This is a genomic window from Arthrobacter sp. K41 (assembly GCF_059089645.1).
Window position 1 is genome coordinate 299,813 of sequence record NZ_JBNHEW010000003.1, and the last position, 20,036, is coordinate 319,848.

Annotated in this window: 20 protein-coding genes; 11 read left to right on the forward strand and 9 right to left on the reverse strand. The window is 64.3% G+C overall.

Translation table 11 applies throughout. The features are described from left to right. Positions 1-44: 44 nt before the first annotated feature. Together AC5RTE_RS08990 and AC5RTE_RS08995 are read left to right on the forward strand one after the other, a co-directional pair. Positions 45-836, forward strand: coding sequence for a hypothetical protein (locus tag AC5RTE_RS08990; protein WP_494041043.1), 792 nt, complete (start codon positions 45-47; stop codon positions 834-836). A 42-nt stretch (positions 837-878) separates the two neighbouring features. Beyond that, a complete protein-coding gene (locus AC5RTE_RS08995) occupies positions 879-1,526 on the forward strand; it encodes a GNAT family N-acetyltransferase (RefSeq protein WP_494041044.1) in 648 nt (215 codons plus the stop codon). Between the two features lie 158 nt (positions 1,527-1,684). On the opposite strand, the gene phoH2 is transcribed toward AC5RTE_RS08995, so the two are convergent. Together phoH2 and AC5RTE_RS09005 are read right to left on the reverse strand one after the other, a co-directional pair. Further along, positions 1,685-3,103: an RNA 5'-3' helicase PhoH2 gene (gene phoH2, locus AC5RTE_RS09000; protein WP_494041045.1), complete on the reverse strand. Its 1,419-nt coding sequence runs from the start codon at positions 3,101-3,103 to the stop codon at positions 1,685-1,687. A gap of 238 nt (positions 3,104-3,341) precedes the next feature. After that, positions 3,342-4,103 carry an isoprenyl transferase gene (locus AC5RTE_RS09005; protein ID WP_494041340.1) on the reverse strand — a complete coding sequence of 254 codons (762 nt, stop codon included), beginning with the start codon at positions 4,101-4,103 and terminating at the stop codon, positions 3,342-3,344. 151 nt (positions 4,104-4,254) lie between these two features. On the opposite strand from AC5RTE_RS09005, the gene trhA reads away from it, so the two are divergent. After that, on the forward strand, positions 4,255-5,013 hold the full coding sequence (trhA, locus tag AC5RTE_RS09010) for a PAQR family membrane homeostasis protein TrhA (RefSeq protein WP_494041046.1): 759 nt from the start codon (positions 4,255-4,257) through the stop codon (positions 5,011-5,013). A 23-nt stretch (positions 5,014-5,036) separates the two neighbouring features. Here trhA and AC5RTE_RS09015 read toward each other — a convergent pair whose 3' ends face one another. Continuing rightward, positions 5,037-5,390, reverse strand: a complete 354-nt coding sequence (locus AC5RTE_RS09015) for a hypothetical protein (RefSeq protein ID WP_494041047.1) — start codon at positions 5,388-5,390, stop codon at positions 5,037-5,039. Between the two features lie 97 nt (positions 5,391-5,487). After that, a complete protein-coding gene (gene mca / locus AC5RTE_RS09020; RefSeq protein WP_494041048.1) occupies positions 5,488-6,393 on the reverse strand; it encodes a mycothiol conjugate amidase Mca in 906 nt (301 codons plus the stop codon). Between the two features lie 133 nt (positions 6,394-6,526). Between mca and AC5RTE_RS09025 the strand changes: the two genes are divergently transcribed. Further along, complete coding sequence (locus AC5RTE_RS09025) at positions 6,527-6,994, forward strand: DUF4307 domain-containing protein (RefSeq protein ID WP_494041049.1); 468 nt, start codon at positions 6,527-6,529, stop codon at positions 6,992-6,994. Between the two features lie 142 nt (positions 6,995-7,136). Continuing rightward, a complete protein-coding gene (greA, locus tag AC5RTE_RS09030; protein ID WP_494041050.1) occupies positions 7,137-7,631 on the forward strand; it encodes a transcription elongation factor GreA in 495 nt (164 codons plus the stop codon). A gap of 68 nt (positions 7,632-7,699) precedes the next feature. Here greA and AC5RTE_RS09035 read toward each other — a convergent pair whose 3' ends face one another. Genes AC5RTE_RS09035 through AC5RTE_RS09050 form a run of 4 tightly spaced genes read right to left on the reverse strand, consistent with a single transcriptional unit; the run spans position 7,700 to position 11,910 of the window. Then, complete coding sequence (locus AC5RTE_RS09035; RefSeq protein ID WP_494041051.1) at positions 7,700-8,320, reverse strand: rhomboid family intramembrane serine protease; 621 nt, start codon at positions 8,318-8,320, stop codon at positions 7,700-7,702. A 7-nt stretch (positions 8,321-8,327) separates the two neighbouring features. Further along, positions 8,328-9,566, reverse strand: a complete 1,239-nt coding sequence (gene ilvA, locus AC5RTE_RS09040) for a threonine ammonia-lyase (protein WP_494041052.1) — start codon at positions 9,564-9,566, stop codon at positions 8,328-8,330. 3 nt (positions 9,567-9,569) lie between these two features. Continuing rightward, positions 9,570-10,913, reverse strand: coding sequence for an AI-2E family transporter (locus AC5RTE_RS09045; RefSeq protein WP_494041053.1), 1,344 nt, complete (start codon positions 10,911-10,913; stop codon positions 9,570-9,572). 37 nt (positions 10,914-10,950) lie between these two features. After that, positions 10,951-11,910, reverse strand: a complete 960-nt coding sequence (locus AC5RTE_RS09050) for an aldose 1-epimerase family protein (RefSeq protein ID WP_494041054.1) — start codon at positions 11,908-11,910, stop codon at positions 10,951-10,953. A 132-nt stretch (positions 11,911-12,042) separates the two neighbouring features. Here AC5RTE_RS09050 and galT point away from each other — a divergent pair, with 132 nt between their 5' ends. Together galT and galK are read left to right on the forward strand one after the other, a co-directional pair. Beyond that, positions 12,043-13,203 (forward strand): galactose-1-phosphate uridylyltransferase, encoded by a 1,161-nt coding sequence (gene galT / locus AC5RTE_RS09055; RefSeq protein WP_494041055.1) that lies wholly within the window; start codon positions 12,043-12,045, stop codon positions 13,201-13,203. After that, the gene (galK, locus tag AC5RTE_RS09060) at positions 13,200-14,387 is read left to right on the forward strand and encodes a galactokinase (protein ID WP_494041056.1); all 1,188 of its coding nucleotides are present in this window, start codon (positions 13,200-13,202) and stop codon (positions 14,385-14,387) included. The genes galT and galK overlap by 4 nt, the downstream gene beginning before the upstream one ends. A 98-nt stretch (positions 14,388-14,485) precedes the next feature. Here galK and AC5RTE_RS09065 read toward each other — a convergent pair whose 3' ends face one another. Continuing rightward, entirely contained in the window at positions 14,486-15,418 is a 933-nt protein-coding gene (locus tag AC5RTE_RS09065; protein WP_494041057.1) for a Bax inhibitor-1/YccA family protein, read from the reverse strand. A gap of 494 nt (positions 15,419-15,912) precedes the next feature. Here AC5RTE_RS09065 and AC5RTE_RS09070 point away from each other — a divergent pair, with 494 nt between their 5' ends. Genes AC5RTE_RS09070 through AC5RTE_RS09085 form a run of 4 tightly spaced genes read left to right on the forward strand, consistent with a single transcriptional unit; the run spans position 15,913 to position 20,035 of the window. Further along, positions 15,913-17,196: a branched-chain amino acid ABC transporter permease gene (locus tag AC5RTE_RS09070; RefSeq protein ID WP_494041058.1), complete on the forward strand. Its 1,284-nt coding sequence runs from the start codon at positions 15,913-15,915 to the stop codon at positions 17,194-17,196. Positions 17,197-17,205: 9 nt separating this feature from the next. Beyond that, the gene (locus AC5RTE_RS09075) at positions 17,206-18,174 is read left to right on the forward strand and encodes a branched-chain amino acid ABC transporter permease (RefSeq protein ID WP_494041059.1); all 969 of its coding nucleotides are present in this window, start codon (positions 17,206-17,208) and stop codon (positions 18,172-18,174) included. Then, positions 18,171-19,265, forward strand: a complete 1,095-nt coding sequence (locus AC5RTE_RS09080; protein WP_494041060.1) for an ABC transporter ATP-binding protein — start codon at positions 18,171-18,173, stop codon at positions 19,263-19,265. Before AC5RTE_RS09075 ends, AC5RTE_RS09080 begins: the two co-directional genes overlap by 4 nt. Further along, complete coding sequence (locus tag AC5RTE_RS09085; RefSeq protein ID WP_494041061.1) at positions 19,262-20,035, forward strand: ABC transporter ATP-binding protein; 774 nt, start codon at positions 19,262-19,264, stop codon at positions 20,033-20,035. The genes AC5RTE_RS09080 and AC5RTE_RS09085 overlap by 4 nt, the downstream gene beginning before the upstream one ends. The last annotated feature ends 1 nt before the right edge of the window (position 20,036 follow it).

A 20,036-nucleotide genomic window follows, 5' to 3' on the forward strand; every position in this document is an offset into this window, starting at 1 on the left:
GGAATCCCGCTCGACGACCCACCGCCCGCGCGTAAACTGTGGATATGTCGACGTGGGGCTCCCGGCACCGGTTGAACCCGGAAAGCGATCCAGCCGCTGCCGATCCGGCGCTGTTCCGCAACCTTTGCAGGTCCTCCCCCTGGAAATGGCAGTCCCTGCGTTTCGAGTACTGGGACGAGCCCTTCAGCACTGCCCCCAGCCCGGCAACACCCCTAGTCCGTGCGTGGTTGCGACGCCCCGGCGCCCTGCGCCTTGAGACCGCCGATGGTCGTGTCCTGCACAGCACAACGGGGATCAACGATTCCAAGGACGGCCTCTACGTCAGTGCCACGCGTACATCGTGGCTGCTCCCCCCGCACCTGGTAACCCCCGTCTACGACGGCCATGGCCTGGTGCGGCGGCGGCCTGAGGCGGCCTATGGCGAGCCCGGGTTCGGCAACGGGCGGTTCTCCGCGGCCCTCGACCCGGTGGAACTGGCTGGAAACGCCCCCGTGCCCCTGGAGTTTCCCGGCAGCAACACGGTGGACATCCAGGAGGTCCGGCAGCAGGAGCACGAGGGACGCCCTGTTCTTGAAGCAGTTGTGGCGCCCACAACTGCCTACCGTCCCCTGCATCCGTCAGCGCCGCTGTGCCTGCCCGGCAGATCCCGGATCCGCGTGGACCTCGGCACCGGCGTGTGCGTGGCCAGCCAGTCACTGGAAGCGGGAACTAAAGAGTACGGCCACTGGCTCCGCATCATCGCCGTGGATGAGTACATGCTGGACGACCTGTTCCTGGCCCAGTCAATGAGCCTGACCGACGTCCGGCAGCACATCCCCTGGTATGTCCCGGCCTGACGTTGGCACACCGCAACGATGCCCGTCCGCTAGGCTTCGCGAATGACTTCACTGATCGACGTGTGGCCACTTTTCGGTCTTCGGCTCGCCACGCCCCGGCTGGAACTCCGCCTCATCCAGGACCAGGACATCCCGGCAGCTGTTGCTGCCGCCCAAAGCGGGATCCACGAGGCCGGCAAAAGCCCGTTCAGCACTCCCTGGACGGAGCTCCCGGCAGGCGAACTGGGACCAAACATGGCCCGCTGGTACTGGCACTGCCGCGCCGAGTGCTCCCCGGAGGCCTGGACCCTGCTCCTGGGCATCTGGTACGAGGGCAACTTGATCGGTTGCCAGGATGTGGGAGCCAAGGATTTCGTCAAGCTCAGGACCGTCACCACCGGGTCCTGGCTTCGGCAGTCCGCGCAGGGCCGCGGCCTGGGCAAGGAGATGCGCGCCGCCGTCGTCCTGTATGCGTTCGACTGGCTGGGCGCAGAAGTAGCCGAGTCAGAAGCAGCCGGCTGGAACAAAGCCTCGCTCGGCGTCTCCCGCTCCCTGGGCTACGAACTGAATGGCACCACCAGGAATGCCTGGGGCACCAAAGTCGAAACAGTCCAGCACGTCCGCCTCACCCCCGAAACCTTCAAGAGGCCGGACTGGGAGCTGCAGGTTGAGGGCCACCAAGCAGCAGCGGACTTCCTGAAGGTGACCTGACCACGAGGCGGGTTACGGTCCTTTGCGTAGGAGCGCATCGCCGACCAGCGATGCGCAGGTCGCCCAGCGACCGCAGCGGCGCGCCGGGAGGTGTCTAAGCGACGGCAAAGGGCCGTGGCCCGCCGAACGGAACCACGGCCCTTCAAGCGCACTCCGGCTTAGCCTTCGAGCAGTTCCGTCACCAGGGCTGCGATCGGTGAACGTTCTGAGCGGGTCAGGGTGATGTGGCCGAAGAGCGGGTGTCCTTTCAATGTTTCGACGACGGCGGCAATTCCGTCGTGGCGCCCGACGCGGAGGTTGTCGCGCTGGGCGACGTCGTGCGTGAGGACGATCTTCGAGTTCTGGCCGATGCGGCTCATGACCGTCAGCAGGACGTTCTTTTCCAGCGACTGGGCCTCATCAACGATGACGAAGGCGTCGTGCAGGGAGCGTCCGCGGATGTGGGTGAGGGGCATGACTTCGAGCATGCCGCGGTCCATGACCTCTTCCACCACTTCCTGGCTTACCAGTGCCCCGAGGGTGTCGAAGACTGCCTGTGCCCAGGGATTCATCTTCTCGGACTCGGACCCGGGGAGGTAGCCCAGTTCCTGTCCGCCCACTGCGTAGAGGGGCCGGAACACTATCACTTTGCGGTGCTCACGACGCTCCAGGACCGCTTCAAGGCCCGCGCACAAGGCCAGGGCCGACTTGCCCGTCCCCGCCCGGCCGCCGATGGAGACGATGCCGACGGCGGGATCCATCAGCATGTCAATGGCGAGCCGTTGTTCCGCGGACCGCCCATGCAGGCCGAACACATCGCGGTCACCCCTGACCAGGCGGACCTGCTTGTCCGGCCCCACCCGGCCCAGCGCGGACCCGCGGTTGGAAAGCAGGACCAGTCCGGTGTTCACCGGCATTTCCGCCGCTGCCGGAATGAACACAGGTTCGTGCCCGTACAGGGCAGTGATCTCCTGCTCGCCGGCTTCCACTTCGGCGACACCCGTCCAGCCGGAGTCCTTGACCAGCTCGTTGCGGTATTCGTCGGCCGTCAGCCCCATGGCGGACGCCTTGACCCGCATGGGAAGGTCCTTCGACACCACGGTGACGTCCCGTCCCTCGTTGGCGAGGTTCTTGGCGACGGCGAGGATGCGGCTGTCATTGTCGCCGCTTCGGAACCCCAGCGGCAGCACCTCGGCGGAGATGTGGTTCAGTTCCACCATGAGGCTGCCGCCGTCGTCGCCGATGGGAATGGATGTGCTGAGGCCGCCGTGTTTGACCCGGAGGTCATCGAGGAGCCGGAGCGCTTTCCGCGCGAAGTAGCCAAGCTCGGGGTCGTGCCGCTTGGCCTCGAGTTCGGTGATGACCACCACCGGCACGATGACCTCATGTTCCGCAAAGCGCAGCAGCGCACGAGGGTCGGACAGCAGGACGGAGGTGTCGATCACGAACGTGTGGATGGCGGCTTTCCTTCCGGAGACAGCAAAACCGGCCGCAGCATCTTTTGCTGTGCCGGTCTCTGGATTGGCTCGCACGGCGCGAGAGGCAGCTTTCTGTCCCTGGTCCGAAGGGACCGCGGGCAGTTGTTCAGAAGTAGCCACATCGACTCCAGCCCCGGGCACATGCCCGGAATTGTTAGTGGTGAGGCGGCTCGGCCACGAGGCCGGGTCCGGCCTCCCATACAACCGGTGCGATGTATCGCTCCATGTACTGGCCTCCCCGATCAGCCGGCGGTTTGCCTGCTGATGAATATAACGTAAATCCATCGGAAGTAATTTCCGCAACCATTACACGGCGATTCCTGTTGCCTCCGCGTGAACTGTCGGTGAACCCGGACGGTCAGGAGCCGAAGCGCCGCTGCCGGCCGGCGTAATCCCGGAGGGCGCGCAGGAAATCCACTTTGCGGAAGGCCGGCCACAGGGCCTCACAGAAGTAGAACTCGCTGTAAGCGCTCTGCCACATCAGGAACCCGGAGAGCCGCTGTTCGCCGGAGGTGCGGATTACCAGGTCCGGATCCGGCTGGCCCCGGGTGTAGAGGAACCGGGAAATGTCGTCCACGCAAAGATCATCCGCGAGCTTGCCGATGTCCGTGCCCTTGGCGACGGCATCGTGCAGGAGTTCACGGACGGCGTCCACGATTTCCCGCCGCCCACCGTAACCCACCGCCACGTTGACGTGGATTCTTTCGCGGACCGGCGTCCGCGCCGTGAGCTTGTTGAGCCGCTCCGCAAGGTAGTCCGGCAGCAGCTCGGGCGCGCCCATGGCGTGCACCGAGATGTTGGCGTCCTCGTCCAGCCGGTCCAGGGTGTTGGCAATGATGCCCATGAGGAGGTCGAGTTCTTCACTGGACCTGTTCATGTTGTCCGTGGAGAGCATGTACAGCGTGACTACCTTGACGCCGAGTTCCTGGCACCAGCCAAGGAATTCATGGATTTTGTCCGCTCCGGCCTGGTGGCCCTGGCTGGTGGGCGCGTTGAACTGCTTCGCCCAGCGCCGGTTGCCGTCCACCATGACGCCGATATGGCGGGGAATGCGGTCGCGCGCGAGATCCCTGAGCAGCCGTCGCTCATAAAAGCCGTAGAGGAACCCGGGCAACTCCACGCGGTCTCTCACCTGACTTCCTTGCTGTACGTTCGGCTTGCACATCCTAGGCTACCGTCAGCCGCGGACGGTGAAGCTCCCTTCGCCCGTGCGCAGGCCAATCACCTGTTACTGGGCAGTAACTTACCGGCCCGTAAGTTATTCTGGAGCCATGAACAGCGACACCCCGGACGCTTTCCGGACCCCGCAGCCTCAGGACAAACCCGGAGCGGAAACCGGCGCGGGAACGAGCGCCGATACGGGTGCCATGGACGATGCAGCCGTGCGCCTTGCCGAGCTCCTGATGATCAAGCCGAAGTGGCGCGGCTGGATCCACACGGTGACTGCACCACTGGCACTTGCGGCGGGGATGGTCCTGGTGCTGCTGGCTCCGACGGTCGACCGGAAGCTGACTTCGGCCATCTACGCGGCCACCGGCGTTCTGCTGTTCGGCGTCAGTGCTGTGTACCACCGTGGCAACTGGTCCCCGCGGGTGAAGATGGTACTCAAGCGGCTGGACCACACAAACATCATGCTGGTCATCGCCGGCACCTACACCCCGCTGGCGTGGACCCTCCTGGAACGGCCCCAGGCGGTCCTGCTGCTGTGGGTCATCTGGTCAGGCGCCATCCTGGGCGTGCTGTTCCGGCTGCTGTGGACTGAGGCGCCCCGCTGGCTCTACGTTCCGATCTACATCGCGCTGGGCTGCGGTGCGCTCTTCTACCTCCCGCAGTTCTTCCAGGCCAGCGCCCCCGCCGCCGTCCTCATCTGCGCGGGCGGCGTCCTCTACATCACCGGCGCCGTCTTCTACGCCATGAAGAAGCCCAACTTCAGCTACCACCACTTTGGCTTCCACGAGCTCTTCCACGCCTTGACCGTGGTGGCCTTCGCTGCGCACTTCACAGCCATAACCCTGGCGGTGCTTAGCTAGGAAGCGGGCAGCCCCTGCTGCCTCTAGTGCCGGCGTTTTCCCGGGTCGGCTTCCGCTCCGCCGTCGGTCGGGCCCGGGAAAGGCCCCCCTGCAGCAGGACCTGCCACCCCCGGGCCTGCCTCTGCGGCTTCGGCCGCTTCAACGTCAGCGGCGGCTGCTGCGGCAATGCGCTCCTCCTCCACCTGGGCCCGGTAGCGGACCCGCCTGATCCGGCGGACCATGTCCACAATCAGCAAAGCAGTGGCCACCACAAAAAACGCCGTCATGATGAATCCCAGCAGACCCGGTGTGACCTGGTCCTCGGAGATCCCCTCACGCAGGGAAGGTGTGGGCAGGGGCGAGGGGGTGGTAGCCAGGCTGAGGAGCAGACGTTGCACGTTGAAAACCTTCTGTGGAGCGATGTCAGCAGGCAGCAGATACGGCGGCCCGAATCCGGGCACCTCTTCTACGCGGCATAGAAATTGCCTGCCGGTTCTATCTTAGCCCTGCGAAGAGGTCCTTCTCGGGGAGCTCTGACGGCACCCTGGACTTGATCAGCGAGTAGTCCTCCCAAGGCCACGCCCGGCGCTGCATCTCAGGGGATACGGCAAAGAAGAACCCCAACGGGTCCACCTGCGTGCGGTGGGCCCGCAACGCGTCGTCGCGCACTTCAAAAAAGTCCCCGCAATCAATCTGCGTGGTGGTGGGATGGGGTGCCGGCGGCGGGGTGTGGCCCTCGGCGTCCGACTCCAGCCACGCGGCGAGCCGCTCGGCGTAAGGGGACTGCAGTCCCGCTTCCTCCAGGGCGAAGTGCAGGGCACGGAACCGCTCCGGGCTGAAAGCCCGGTCGTAGTACAGCTTGCCCGGTTCCCAGGGCTCGCCGGCTTCCGGATAACGCGCTGGATCACCGGCAGCCTCGAAGGCCTCAACGGCAACCCGGTGGGCCATGATGTGGTCCGGATGCGGATATCCGCCATTTTCGTCATAGCTGAGGATGACGTGTGGCTTGAAGGAGCGCACCAGCCGGACCAGCGGGGCGGCTGCCTGGTGAAGCGGCAGGGTGGCGAAGGACCCGGCCGGCAGCGGCGGGAGGGGTTCCCCTTCGGGCAGGCCCGAATCCACGAAGCCCAGCCACTGCTGCTTGATGCCCAAAATCCGGGCAGCGCTTTCCATTTCCAGGCGCCGGGCGCCGGCCATGTCCCGTTTGGGATGGGGCTCACCTTCCACTGCCGGGTTCTGGATGTCCCCCCGTGAACCGTCCGTGCAGGTGGCAACCATAACGTCCACCCCCGACGCTGCGTACATGGCCATGGTCGCGGCACCCTTGCTGGACTCGTCGTCGGGGTGGGCATGGACGGCGAGCAGCCGGAGCGGCGCGTGGGAGTTGCTGGACGCTGTCATTGAAAGGACGGCTCCTTATTCTTACTTGCGGCTTGATCGCTGCTGAACGGTTCACTGTACGGGCGGGCGCTTGGGATCCTGCTGCCCCGGTTGGCCGGGAAGGCTCCGGCGGAAGGGGCACTAAACTGGTCTGGTGACTTCTCCGGAACAGTCGGCCCATTCCGAGCCCGCGAACACTAGCCTAGCCAATCGTTATGGTGCTAAGAAGCGGCGGCTCTCCCCTGCCGCCAAGCGCATTGGCGGAGGCGTTGCACTGGCCGCCGGCATCGGTTTTATGGCCTGGGTTTCCACGTCGAATTCCTTGAATGACGTCAGCTTCAAGGACATCGGCTACGTCACCACGGACGCCACGCTCGCCGAAGTGGACTTCCAGGTGACCAGGGAACACGGGATATCCGTGAAGTGCGCCGTCAAGGCCCTGGATTCGAAATACGCCGTGGTGGGGTGGAAGGTCGTGGACATTCCTCCCTCGGAACCTGATGGAACAGCCGACGGCGGACGTACAGTTTCGCAGCGGGTGCCGGTCAGGACTGAGTCACTGTCCGTGTCCGGCGTGGTGGACAGCTGCTGGATTCCCGGGGAGTCCGGCGCGAAGATGTGATGCGCGCCGCTTGCTCGTTGGGATAAATCCACTGGGTTGACTACAATGGAGCAATACCTTTACCCCGCTGAGCTGGTTGCTGTTCCACAAGTGGCCACCGTGGCGGGGTCTTTTGCATGTAAGACCATTAGAGGAGAAGTCCGTGTCTACCACCAACAGCGCAGCAGCAGCCTGGCTTACCCGGGAAGCTTTTGACCGCCTGAAGGCAGAGCTGGACCACCTTTCCGGCGCTGGCCGGGCGGAGATCGTCCAGAAGATCGAGGCAGCCCGGCAAGAGGGTGACCTCAAGGAAAACGGCGGCTACCACGCGGCAAAGGAAGAGCAGGGCAAGATCGAGGCCCGCATCCGCCAGCTCACCGCCCTGCTTCGGGACGCCCACGTCGGCGAGGCCCCGGCCGACGACGGAATTGTGGAGCCCGGAATGATTGTTGTGGCCAGGATCGCCGGGGACGAAGAGACCTTCCTCCTCGGCTCCCGGGAAATCGCAGGCGATTCCGATCTCGATGTGTTCAGCGAGAAGTCGCCGCTGGGTGCGGCCATCCTGGGCCACAAGGAAGGCGACAGCCTGAGCTATACAGCACCTAACGGCAAGGACATCAAAGTCGAGATCCTTTCGGCCAAGCCATACGCCGCGTAGTCGTCAGCCTGACATGAATGCTGGCCGCCCCAAACGGGCGGCCAGCATTTTGTTTTAAGGCCCCGGCTTCAAGCCCGGCTGCCTGCTGATCCTTTGCGCGGTCTTAGCAGCAGGGCGGCCACCACCCCGCCGGCAGCACCGCCAAGGTGGGCCTGCCAGGAGACGTATCCCGCAACGAAGGGCAGCAGTCCCAACAGGATGCTGCCGTAGCCCATGAACAGGACAACGGCAAGCAGGATCTGCCGCCAGCTGTGGTTGAAGAACCCACGAACCAGCAGGAAGGCGAACAGTCCGAATACCAGGCCGGATGCCCCCACGGTGATGCCGCCGTTCCCGATCAGCCAGACCGTGACCCCGGACCCGAGCCAACTGAAGGCCAGTGCTGTCAGGAAGACCCGGAGCCCGGAAAGAAACACCAGGAAGCCGAAAATGATCAGCGGCAGGCTGTTGGACAGCAGGTGGTTCAGGTTGGCATGCAGGAGCGGGAACGTGAAGATGTCCAGCAGCCCGTCCGCGCTCCGTGGGCGCAGGCCGAACGTCCGGTTAAGCGAGCGCAGCATCAGAGCGTTGAACAGTTCGATGGCGAACAACAAGGCAACGAAGCCGCCGAGCACCAGCAAGCCGCCTTTTGCCCGGGCGGCAATGGTCTGCCGTTCCCCATAGCCTCCGCTGCCCATCAGTCCGGCCATGTTTCTCCTAATGCACCACGATGGGCTGGAAACCCTCGGCGCGGAGTGCGCTGAGGACCTGCTCCCCGTGCTGGTGGCCCTTAGTTTCCAGGTTCACGGTGATCGAGACGTCACCCATGCTGATGGACCCGCCCACCCGCGTGTGGTCCAGACCTGTGACGTTGGCGTCGTTCTCGGCAATGATCCGGGCAATGGTTGCAAGGGAACCCGGACGGTCGTCCAGCATCATGCGGACGGTCATGTAGCGCCCCGCAGCGGAGAGGCCACGCTGGATGACTTTGAGCATCAGCATCGGGTCGATGTTGCCGCCGGAGAGGACCACGGCGGTAGTCCCCGGATTTTCGATCTTGCCGTCCATGAGGGCAGCCACACCCACAGCGCCGGCAGGCTCAACCACCATCTTTGCCCGCTCCAGCAGGAAAATCAGCGCCCGTGCCAGGGAATCTTCGCTGACCGTGACGACGTCATCCACGAGCTCGCGGATGATGCTGAAGGGAAGCTGCCCCGGGCGGCCCACGGCAATGCCGTCGGCCATGGTGGACACCTTCTTCAACGGCACGAGCGCATCAGCAGCCAATGAGGGCGGGTACGCCGCGGCGTTCTCCGCCTGCACGCCGATGATGCGGATCTCCCGGCCCAGTTCCCTGGCCCGGGCTTTGATGGCGACGGCGACACCCGCCAGGAGTCCGCCGCCCCCAACGCCCATGAGGACGGTGTCAACGTTGGGCACCTGTTCCAGGATTTCGAGCCCCAGCGTGCCTTGGCCCGCGACGACGTCCACATTGTCGAACGGGTGGACGAAGACGGTGCCGGTCTCGTCGCTGTACCGCTGTGCTTCTGCGAGCGCTTCGTCGACGTTGTGCCCGTGCAGGATGACTTCTGCCCCGTGTCCGCGGGTGGCAGCGAGTTTGGGCAGTGCCACGCCCAGCGGCATGTAGATCCTGGCTTTGATGCCCAGGCTCTTGGCAGCTACGGCGACACCCTGGGCGTGGTTGCCTGCGGAGGCAGCCACAACGCCCCGCTTTTTTTCTTCCCCGGACAAACGAGCCATGCGCACGTAGGCGCCGCGGACCTTGAACGACCCTGCCCGCTGCAGGTTTTCGCACTTGAGGTAGACATCGCCGCCAATAATGGCGCCCAGTGCCCGGGATGATTCCACCGGCGTCCGCGCAATAATCCCATCGAGCAACTTCTGCGCCTCCAGGACATCGTCCAGCGTGACGGGAAGGGTTTCAAGGATGTTCACGGACTAATCTCCTCTGGATTTCGGTCCCGGCGCCGCGTCCTTGGGACGGGCGTCAGGTTGTTCTGCTTCGGTGCTGGCTGCGGCGTCCTTGCCGCCCTTAAGGGCGTCCGGCGGGTCAACACGCGTAATGGTGTTGTCCGGGCCGGCGCCGGCAGTCACCAGGCTTTCAGGCGTTGCCAGCACCTGTTCATGTTCCCACGTTCTGGCTGCTATGTAGCGAACGGCAGAATTTGCGACGGCGAGGACCGGCACTGAGAACAGCGCGCCAGGAATTCCTGCGAGGTAGGAGCCGGCCGCTACGGACAGGATCACAGCTACTGGATGCAAGGCAACGGCCTTGCCCATCACCAGGGGCTGGAGGATGTGGCTTTCCAGTTGCTGCACCAGCAGCACTATGCCGAGCATGATCAGGGCGTTGATGGGGCCGTTGGCGACCAAAGCCAGCAGTACTGCGATGGCGCCGGTAACCAGTGCACCCACGATGGGGATAAACGAACCGATGAACACCAGCACACTCAGGGGCAGGGCAAGGGGGACGCCGATGATGGCCGCACCCACGCCGATGCCCACTGCATCGACAAAGGCGACGAACATCTGGATGCGCGCATAGCTCACCATTGACGTCCAGCCCTTCCGCCCCGCACCGAAGGTCGCCGCCCGCGCCTTCCGCGGCAGCAGCCGGACGAGGAAGGCCCAGATCCGGTCGCCTTCGAGCAGGAAAAAGATGAGGACGAAGAGAGCGAGCACCAGTCCGGCCGCGAAATGCCCGGCGGTACTGCCAAAGGACAGGGCACCGCTGAGGATGCTGCTGGTGTTGTCCTGGAGAGCGGTACTGGCTTCCTGCAGGTACTTGTCGATCTGGTCGGCCGTCAGGTGGAGGGGTCCTTCGGACAACCAGTTCTGGATCTGCCTGATGCCGGTCAGCGCTTCGGACCAAAGCTCACCGAAGCCGGCAACGAGCTGCCTGCCCACCAGCGCCAGTGATCCGCCGATCAGGCCGAGGAAACCAACCACAGTGATGGCCACGGCAGCGCCGGCGGGCACTTTGCTCAGTTTCAGCCAGCTCACAACCGGGCTCAGGAGCCCGGCCAGGAGAGCGGCCACCATCACCGGGATGATGAGGAAACTGATCCCCCGCAGCAGCCATACCAGCACACCACCGACAAGGAGGATGAGCCCCACACGCCACGCCCAGGACGCGGCGATGCGCACCCCATAGGGAATGTCCTGGTCCAGTTCGCGGTCCGTGAGGACCCGCAGTGGCGTAGTTCCGGTTGCCGGTGCAGCAAGTGGTTGCCGCAGCGGGGTTTGAGGGTCGGGCGAAACGGGATCCTCGGCTGGCGTCATAGCCTAATAATTCACCAGCCGCGGGCTAATGGGAAACTTAGCCGCCGGCGGCCGGGCGGTAGTCGATGCCCCAGGACATAGTGAAGGATTCGCCCGGCTGAACCCAACGGAGGCCGTCGCCGGAGTTAAAGGCGTTGGCCGGACCGGTCATCGGTTCAACTGCCACCGCCCGCCTGCGCCCCGGGTACTGGGTGCTGACATAGATGTGGACGTACTGGCAGGACTCGTCCTGCCAGAGGCTCACCTCACGGCCATCGGGCGCCGCCAGGACATGCCGGGCCTTGCCGTCCTCGAAGCGCAGTCCGGTAAGGGCAACGTCCACGCTGAGCGGCGCAATGCGCCGGCCGTCCCGGAAATCGGTCTCGCCCTGGACGGGAGCGCTGCTGCGCGGAATGAGGCGCTCGTCGGCCAGCAGTTGCGTGTCAGCGGAGACGGTCAGCACCAACTCCTCGATATCGGCGTCCCCCAGCCGCAGGTACGGGTGTGCCCCCAGGACGAACGGCGCAGGTGCCTTGGCATCATTAGCCAGGGTCTGGCGGACCACCAGGCCGAGATCCTCGGTGAGAAAGTACTGCACACGGTGCCGCGCCAGGAACGGATAACCATGCTGGGGAAAAATGGTGGCTTCAAGGGTTACCGAATGCTCGGCCTCGTCAACCAGTGCATAGGAGGCGTTGCGAAGGAGGCCGTGGCTGGCGTTGTGGCGGGCCACTTCCGTGATGGCCAGCTGCTGCTTTTTGCCGTCAAGGAACCATTGCCCGTCTTCCACCCGGTTGGCCCAGGGAGCCAGCGTAATCCCGCATCCCCCGGGCGGGATCTCATAGTCGCCGTAAGACTCCGTGAGCTGGACCCCCGCCCTGCTGAACAGGCGAAGCCCGGCGGCCAGTTCGGTAACCACTGCGAGGGCGTCTCCCCGCCGGAGTTCATACTGCCGGCCGGTGGCATATGCCCGGTAGCCTGAAGCGGCACTGGTTTCGAGGGGTGATTCGGTAGTCATGTGCAATACCGTACAGCTCGTCCGTTGCTCCCGCACCCGCGAGAAATGTTCTGTTTTGTTTGCTTCTATTCTTTTTTGAGCGTCCTATGACAGAATGAAACCAGTTGCAGCTACGCCATAAGGACGGGATCCATGACGGGAATCACCAGCACCAGGCTCTCCGATGGGAGGGAGCTGATCTACTTTGACGACGCGCACGCTCCCAAAGCGCGGACCGCGGACACCATCATGGACCACCGCGGTCTGCCTCCGCGGGGCGAACCCGGCGAGGTCCGTTTCGATGCGCTCACCGGCGAATGGGTCGCGATTGCCGCCCACCGACAAAGCCGGACCCATTTGCCGCCCGCGGACCAGTGCCCGATTTGCCCCACAACCGCCGGCAATCCTTCGGAGATACCGGCTGACGACTACGACGTCGTGGTGTTTGAAAACCGTTTTCCATCGTTGGGCCCGGCTCTGGGGGCGGTCCCGGCGGAAGGGGCCTGGGGAACAACGGGACCGGCTTACGGCCGCTGCGAAGTGGTGGCGTTCACCCCGGCCCATGCCGGGTCCTTCAGCGGCCTGAGCGAAGCGCGCTCCCGCACTGTCATTGAGGCATGGGCGCAGCGCACTGAAGCCCTGAGCACGCTTCCCGGAATCAGACAGGTTTTCCCCTTCGAAAACCGGGGCGCCGACATCGGTGTAACCCTCCACCATCCCCACGGCCAAATTTATGCTTACCCGTTTGTCACTCCGCGCGCGGGTGTCCTGGGAGCCGCTGCCCGAAGGTTCTATGATGCGGCGGACGGCCGGGAGACCCTCACGGGCTCGCTGCTGCGCTCCGAACGCGAGGACGGCAGCCGGATGGTCGTGGAAGGAGAGAACTTCAGCGCCTACGTTCCCTTCGCTGCCCGCTGGCCGCTTGAGATCCATCTGGTTCCCCACCGCCAGGTGCCCGACCTGGCGGCGCTGAGCGGGGAGGAAAGGGATGAACTGGCCCACGTCTACCTTGACCTGCTCAAACGGCTGGACGCGCTGTACCCCACACCCACTCCCTACATTTCCGCGTGGCATCAGGCCCCGCTGGACTCACTGTTGCGTCCCGCCAGCTATCTTCACCTCCAGCTGACCTCGCCGCGGCGCGCCGCCGACAAGCTGAAGTTCCTCGCCGGTTCTGAGACTGCCATGGGCGCCTTCATCAATGACACCACCCCGGAAAGCGTGGCCGAGCGCCTTCGCGGCGTTACTGTTCCAGCTTCACCACCCTCCCCCGCTCCCTTCCAGGCTGCCCTGCCCGAAGGAGCGTCCGCTTGAGCGCCGCATCTGACCCCTTGTCCACTCCGGAAGCCGCCGGAGCCGGGGAGCTGGCCGCCCGTTTCGGCCGGGAGTTCGGCGGGGTTCCCGACGGCGTCTGGCAGGCGCCGGGACGCGTGAACCTGATCGGGGAGCATACGGACTACAACGAGGGGTTTGTCCTGCCCTTCGCGATTGACCGGACCGCCCGCGTGGCGGTCGCGGTCCGCCGCGACAGTTCCGTGCGTCTGTTGTCCACCTACGGCGACCAGGGCGTGGTGACCACCTCGCTGGATGCCCTGCAGCCCGGTTCGGCCAAGGGCTGGACCAAGTATCCGCTGGGCGTCATGTGGGCGCTTCGCCAGCGGGGCATCGATGTGCCCGGCGTTGACCTGCTGCTGGACTCAAATGTCCCGCTCGGCGCCGGACTGTCCTCCTCCCACGCGATCGAATGCGCCGTCATCTCTGCCCTGAACGACCTGACGGGGGCAGGGCTGCAGGCGGAGGACATGGTCCTGGCCACCCAGCGGGCCGAGAACGACTTCGTTGGGGCGCCCACCGGGATCATGGACCAGTCCGCCTCGTTGCGCGGGTCGAAGGGCCACGCCGTCTTCCTGGACTGCAGGGACCAGACCGTCAGCCTGGTTCCGTTCGAGACGGAACCGGCGGACCTGGTCATGCTGGTCATCGACACCAAGGTGTCACATTCGCACGCCGACGGCGGATACGCCTCACGCCGTGCGTCCTGCGAGCTGGGCGCCGAGGCCCTCGGCGTCAAGGCGTTGCGCGACGTGCAGGTGGGCAGACTCGAGGAAGCAGCGGGACTTATGGACGAAGTGACGTTCCGCCGGGTGCGCCACGTGGTCACCGAGAATGACCGTGTCCTCCAGACTGTGGACCTCCTTTCGGACCAGGGGCCGGCGGCCATCGGATCCCTCCTGGACGCAAGCCACGCTTCAATGCGCGACGACTTCGAAATCTCCTGCCCCGAACTGGACCTGGCGGTAGAGGCCTCCCGCGCCAATGGGGCCCTTGGCGCCCGGATGACCGGCGGCGGGTTCGGCGGCGCTGCCATTGCCCTGACTCCGGCGGGGGCGGAACAAAAGGTGCGCGACGCCGTGGTCAAAGCCTTCGCTGGCGCCGGTTTCGCTGTGCCGGACATCTTCACGGTGACCCCGGCAGACGGCGCCCTGCGGATCGCTTAAACCTCGTACAAACAGTTGGGGGCCCTACCTTTCGGTAGGGCCCCCAACTGGTTTCGGGCTAATGCACCGGATCAAGCGGCAGATTGCCGCTTAGGCGGTTAGTCGTCCCCGCGGAGGATGGCCAGCAGGCGGATGATTTCCACATACAGCCACACGAGGGTGACGGTGAGGCCGAACGCGGCGGTCCAGGAGAAGCGCTGCGGGGCGCCGCTGCGGACGCCCGCCTCGATGCTGGTGAAGTCCATGATCAACGAGAAGGCAGCCAGGCCGATGGCGAGCAGGCCGATCAGGACACCCAGCGGTATACCGAAGATCTCTACGCTGGTGCGCAGGCCGAAGGGCTCCTGCACCGCACCGGTCATCATCATGACCATGTTGATCAGCGCAAAGACCGCGTAGCCGATGATCGCGATCATAAAGAACCGCATGGCCTTGGGTGTGGCCCGGACCTTGCCGCTCTTGAACAGCACAAGGGTCACCGCGAACACGGACAGTGTGCCGATCACTGCCTGCAGGCCGACGCCCGGGAACTGCGCGTCGAGAATACGGGTCAGGCCGCCGAGGAAGAGGCCCTCCAGTCCTGCATAGGCCAGGATAAGCGCCGGCGAGGGCTGCTTTTTGAAAGTGTTCACCAGGGCAAGAACGAAGCCGCCGAGTGCCCCGACAATCATCAGGAGCGCCGCAAGCCCCATGCTGACGAACATGGTAACGGCAGCGCCGGCTACCACGACGCCAAGGCAGGCAGCGGTCTTGACGATGACGTCGTCGAAGGTCATCCGGCCGGTGTCTGCCGGACCCGCTGCAGGCTGGTTGTACATCTGCTGCAGCTGTGCGTCAGTCATGGGCTGCTGTGCGTTCCAGCCCTGCTGACCATAGGAAGCCTGGCCGTACGGCTGCTGGCCGTAGGGAGCCTGGCCATACGGCTGCCGGCCGTAGGGAGCCTGGCCATAGGGAGCCTGCGGGACAGGCGGTGCCTGGGTGGCTCCACGGAAGCTTTTTCCGTTGAAGATCGGGTTGCCGCCAAGTGCCATTGCGGGATTCCTCCAATAGGGATGTGTTGTGAACCTTATGGTTTACGCTACCAATTTTCACGTGTTCGCACCGCTAAAAGTTCCGTAGGCCGGCGGGTGCAACCCAACTGTGACGTCATCCGCCGCCCATGGTGCCGCACCGGCGTGTTCTGCCTCCGTGCTGCCGGCAAGGAAACACCTCTGCTCAACAAAGGTTTTCCAACGCTTCCCCACCGCTCGGGCTCCCCAACCAAGCCCAGTTGTTACCTGATCGCTATCCTGACGCCGCTGATCACGGCATTTACAGGTACTTTCGGGCTGTAGCATAAGCCAAGCAGGGTGACGGACCTCACATACGTGACGGGTGCAAGGCCTTATGGCATCATCCCAGCCCTGCATCCGTTCGCAGCGGCTGCAATGGCGCAGCCGAGACCGCCCCCCAAGTGGAGGTTTTTAATTTGAGAAGTACATCCCAAGGCCTGCCCGGCCGAGGACGCCGCAGGTTGCGAAGACTGATGGGAGCCATCAGCGCATCCATCCTGGCAATCCTCCTCGTGGCGGCCCCGGCATCCCAGGCCACTTCCCCCTCGCCGACACCATCCCCGTCGAATCAAACCTTCCAAAACAACATCAGCGGCTTCCTCCGGGATGATACCCGCGCTCCCCTGGCTGACGTAACCATCACCGCCAAGAGCGGTGACTTCACCGGCACCGCCAAGTCGTCCGCGAACGGGTCCTGGAGCATCGGCGTGCCGGAGCAGGGCACCTACACCGTGGAACTGGACGAATCCACCCTGCCGGAGGGCATCACTCTTGCCGAGGGCCAGGAAAATCCCCGCGAGGTCACCTTCAGCCAGACTTCCAACCTCTCGGTGATCTTTGCGTTCGGCAAAGGCATTGTGGTCCAGGAGCAGGACTTCGGGCAGAACCTCCTCAACCGCCTCGTCGCCGGCCTGAGCTTTGGCCTGCTCCTGGCACTGGCATCCGTAGGACTGTCACTCATCTTCGGCACGACGGGCCTGACAAACTTCGCCCACGGTGAGATGGTCACCCTCGGCGCCGTGCTGGTGTTTGCCTTCAACGCAATAGGACTTCCCTTCTGGCTGGCCGTCATCCTCTCACTGCTGGGCGGCGCGTTGTTCGGCTATGTCCAGGACCGCGGCCTGTGGCGGCCGCTGCGCCGCCGTGGCACGAGCCTGGTGCCGATGATGATCGTCAGCATCGGTCTCGCCCTTGCTGTCCGGTACGTCATCCAGTTCTTCTTCGGCGGCGCCACCCAGCAGCTGCCGTACGCCCAAAGCCCGGAAATCCAGCTCGGCCCGGTGTCCATCTCGCCCAATAACCTGTGGTCTCTCGGGATCAGCGCCGTGGTGATCGCCTTGATCGGCATCGTCCTGCTGAAAACGCGGCTGGGCAAAGCCACCCGTGCAGTAGCGGACAACCCCGCCCTCGCAGCTGCTTCAGGCATCGACGTCGACGGCGTGATCCGGCTCGTCTGGATCACCGGCGGCATGCTTGCCGCTCTTGGCGGCATCCTCTGGGCCTACTACCGCCCGGGCGTCACTTTCGACATGGGCTCGGCGATCCTGCTGCTGATCTTCGCCGGCGTCACCCTCGGCGGCCTTGGGACCGTCTTTGGTGCCCTGATCGGTTCGATCATTGTGGGCATCTTCGTGGAGCTGACCACCGTGTTTGGCCTCGCTGCCGACCTCAAGTACGTGGGAGCCCTGTTCATTATGATCGTTGTCCTCTTGTTCCGGCCGCAGGGAATCCTGGGCCGACGCGAGCGCGTGGGTTAGGAGACAGCCATGGACTTTGGATTTATTCTTGCCAGCGCCGCCGCGGAGATTTTCAGCCCGACGACGGCGGCCTACGCCCTGGCCGCGCTCGGCCTCGCCGTCCACTTCGGCTACTCCGGGCTGCTTAACTTCGGCCAAGCGGGTTTCATGGCCGTCGGGGCCTACGGCTTCGCGATCTCAACCCTTACCTTTGGCGTCCCGTTTTTTGTGGGCCTGCTGATCGCCGTCGTCGCCTCCGCCATCTTCGCGCTGCTGCTGGGCATCCCCACGCTGCGGCTGCGGGCCGACTACCTCGCCATCGTCACCATTGCAGCGGCAGAAATTGTCCGGTACATCGTGACCACCAACCAGCTCACTTCGGTCACCGGGTCCGCCAACGGCCTGGCAGCCTTCGAAGGAGGGTTCTACTCCATGAACCCCTTCCCTGAAGGCTCCTATTTCGGGATGAACAGCCGCGACTTCTTCATCCGCGTGGTGGCATGGGCGCTGGTCATCCTGTGCTGCACGCTCGTATGGCTGCTCATGCGCAGCCCCTGGGGCCGGGTACTCAAAGGCATCCGCGAAGACGAAAACGCCGTACGCTCACTGGGCAAGAACGTTTACGCCTACAAGATGCAGGCCCTCATTATCGGTGGTGTGCTGGGCGCCCTCGCCGGCATGGTCTTCACCCTCCCCCGCGGATCGGTGCAGCCGGCAAACTACGGAACGGAACTGACGTTCTTCCTCTACACCTGCCTCCTGCTCGGCGGCATGGCCACCGTCCTCGGGCCCGTGATTGGCGCCATGATTTTCTGGGTGGTCCTTTCCCTGACCCAGGGCATCCTGTACGGCCTGATCGAGTCTGGAGCCGTCACGTGGCTGAACACTGTTCAGGCGGGCCAGCTGCGGTACATCCTGGTTGGCATAGCCCTCATGCTGTTGATGATCTTCAGGCCGCAGGGCGTCTTCGGAAACAAAAAGGAGCTGGCGTTCGCATGAGCAAGCACAGCGAAAAAACCACCACCACCGGTGCCGGCGAATATGACTACATGACCGATACCCGTCCCATAGCCGCCGGTGAAACCGGCCCCGGCTGCAAGAAGCGGGACCCTATCGTCGTCGCCGAGAACGTGACCCGGAGCTTTGGCGGCATCAATGCAGTGGACGTCGACTACCTGGAGATTCCCCGCCATAAGATCACGGCCCTGATCGGTCCCAACGGAGCCGGCAAGACCACTTTGTTCAACCTGCTGACCGGTTTCGATACGCCGAACAGCGGCAAATGGCAGTTCGAAGGCCAAAGCCTGGCCGGGGTGTCCCCCTACAAGGTTGCCCGGATGGGGATGGTGCGCACGTTCCAGCTCACCAAGGTCATGGGCAAGCTCACGGTCATGGAGAACATGCGGTTGGGAGCGGCGAACCAGCCCGGTGAGAGCCTCGCCAAGGCACTCTTCAAAGGCATCTGGGGCGGCCGGGAGAAACAGATCACCCAAGAGGCGAATGTCCTGCTGGAGAAATTCAAGCTCGACGCCAAGAAGGACGACTACGCCGCTTCCCTTTCCGGAGGCCAGCGCAAGCTCCTGGAGATGGCCCGGTCCCTAATGGTGCGGCCCAAACTGGTGATGCTTGATGAACCCATGGCAGGCGTCAACCCGGCGTTGACGCAGTCCCTGCTCGATCACATCAAGAACCTCAAAGCCGAGGGCATGACGGTATTGTTCGTTGAACACGACATGCACATGGTCCGGCACATTGCCGACTGGGTAGTGGTCATGGCAGAGGGCAAGGTGGTTGCGGAAGGACCGCCAGGGGAAGTGATGAAGAACCCCGCGGTCATCGACGCTTACCTCGGTGCGCACCATGACGTGGACCTGGGTGACTCCGAAGGCTTCAAGGAACTCGCGGCCGAACTGGTGGCCGACGAAGAATCCATTGTCGGAACAGAGAACGCGGGCATCATCTCCGTCGACGTTCTGGCCGCCGAGGGCAGCAACCCTGCCCGTAGCGGGGAAGGCCAGCCCCAGCGCGACGAACCCCACGGCCGCCACGGAAGCACCGAGACCGGCACCACAGAGAAGGACACCCAATGAGCAGCACCAGCGCGGCACCGGCCGCCCAGCCCGTGACGGAAGGCGACTCGGTGGTCAAGGTCACCGACCTGGTGGCCGGTTACCTCCCCGGGGTCAACATCCTGAACGGCTGCAGCATCGAGGCCCGCAAAGGCGAACTGATCGGCATCATCGGCCCCAACGGAGCCGGCAAGTCCACGCTGCTGAAAGCAATGTTTGGCCTGGTCAAGGTCCACTCGGGCACCGTGGTTGTCCGGGGCCAGGACATCACCGGGCTGAAGGCGAACAAGCTGGTGAGCCGTGGTGTAGGTTTCGTCCCGCAAACCAACAACGTGTTCGCCACCCTCACCATCGAGGAAAACCTGCAGATGGGCATGTTCCAGCGACCCAAGGACTTCGCCCAGCGGTTCGACTTCGTCACCAGCCTTTTTCCTGAGCTCGGGAAGCGCCGCGCCCAGCGCGCCGGATCCCTCTCAGGCGGCGAGCGGCAGATGGTGGCGATGGGACGGGCACTGATGATGGATCCGGCGGTGCTGTTGCTTGACGAGCCGTCCGCGGGACTTTCGCCCGTCAAGCAGGATGAAACCTTCCTGCGCGTCCACGAGATTAACCGGGCCGGCGTCTCGGTAATCATGGTGGAACAGAACGCCCGCCGTTGCCTTCAGATCTGCGACCGCGGCTACGTCCTGGACCAGGGCCGGGATGCCTACACCGGCACCGGCCGTGAACTGATGAAGGACCCGAAGGTCATCCAGCTCTACCTGGGCACGCTGGCCGATACCGTGGAGTAAC

Coding starts and splice junctions, on each gene's coding strand:
- AC5RTE_RS08990 (WP_494041043.1), top strand. CDS start 45: ATGTCGACGTGGGGCTCCCGGCACCGGTTGAACCCGGAAAGCGATCCA.
- AC5RTE_RS08995 (WP_494041044.1), top strand. CDS start 879: ATGACTTCACTGATCGACGTGTGGCCACTTTTCGGTCTTCGGCTCGCC.
- trhA (WP_494041046.1), top strand. CDS start 4,255: ATGAACAGCGACACCCCGGACGCTTTCCGGACCCCGCAGCCTCAGGAC.
- mca (WP_494041048.1), bottom strand. CDS start 6,393: ATGACAGCGTCCAGCAACTCCCACGCGCCGCTCCGGCTGCTCGCCGTC.
- AC5RTE_RS09035 (WP_494041051.1), bottom strand. CDS start 8,320: ATGGCCGGACTGATGGGCAGCGGAGGCTATGGGGAACGGCAGACCATT.
- AC5RTE_RS09045 (WP_494041053.1), bottom strand. CDS start 10,913: ATGACGCCAGCCGAGGATCCCGTTTCGCCCGACCCTCAAACCCCGCTG.
- AC5RTE_RS09050 (WP_494041054.1), bottom strand. CDS start 11,910: ATGACTACCGAATCACCCCTCGAAACCAGTGCCGCTTCAGGCTACCGG.
- galT (WP_494041055.1), top strand. CDS start 12,043: ATGACGGGAATCACCAGCACCAGGCTCTCCGATGGGAGGGAGCTGATC.
- AC5RTE_RS09065 (WP_494041057.1), bottom strand. CDS start 15,418: ATGGCACTTGGCGGCAACCCGATCTTCAACGGAAAAAGCTTCCGTGGA.
- AC5RTE_RS09070 (WP_494041058.1), top strand. CDS start 15,913: ATGGGAGCCATCAGCGCATCCATCCTGGCAATCCTCCTCGTGGCGGCC.
- AC5RTE_RS09075 (WP_494041059.1), top strand. CDS start 17,206: ATGGACTTTGGATTTATTCTTGCCAGCGCCGCCGCGGAGATTTTCAGC.
- AC5RTE_RS09080 (WP_494041060.1), top strand. CDS start 18,171: ATGAGCAAGCACAGCGAAAAAACCACCACCACCGGTGCCGGCGAATAT.
- AC5RTE_RS09085 (WP_494041061.1), top strand. CDS start 19,262: ATGAGCAGCACCAGCGCGGCACCGGCCGCCCAGCCCGTGACGGAAGGC.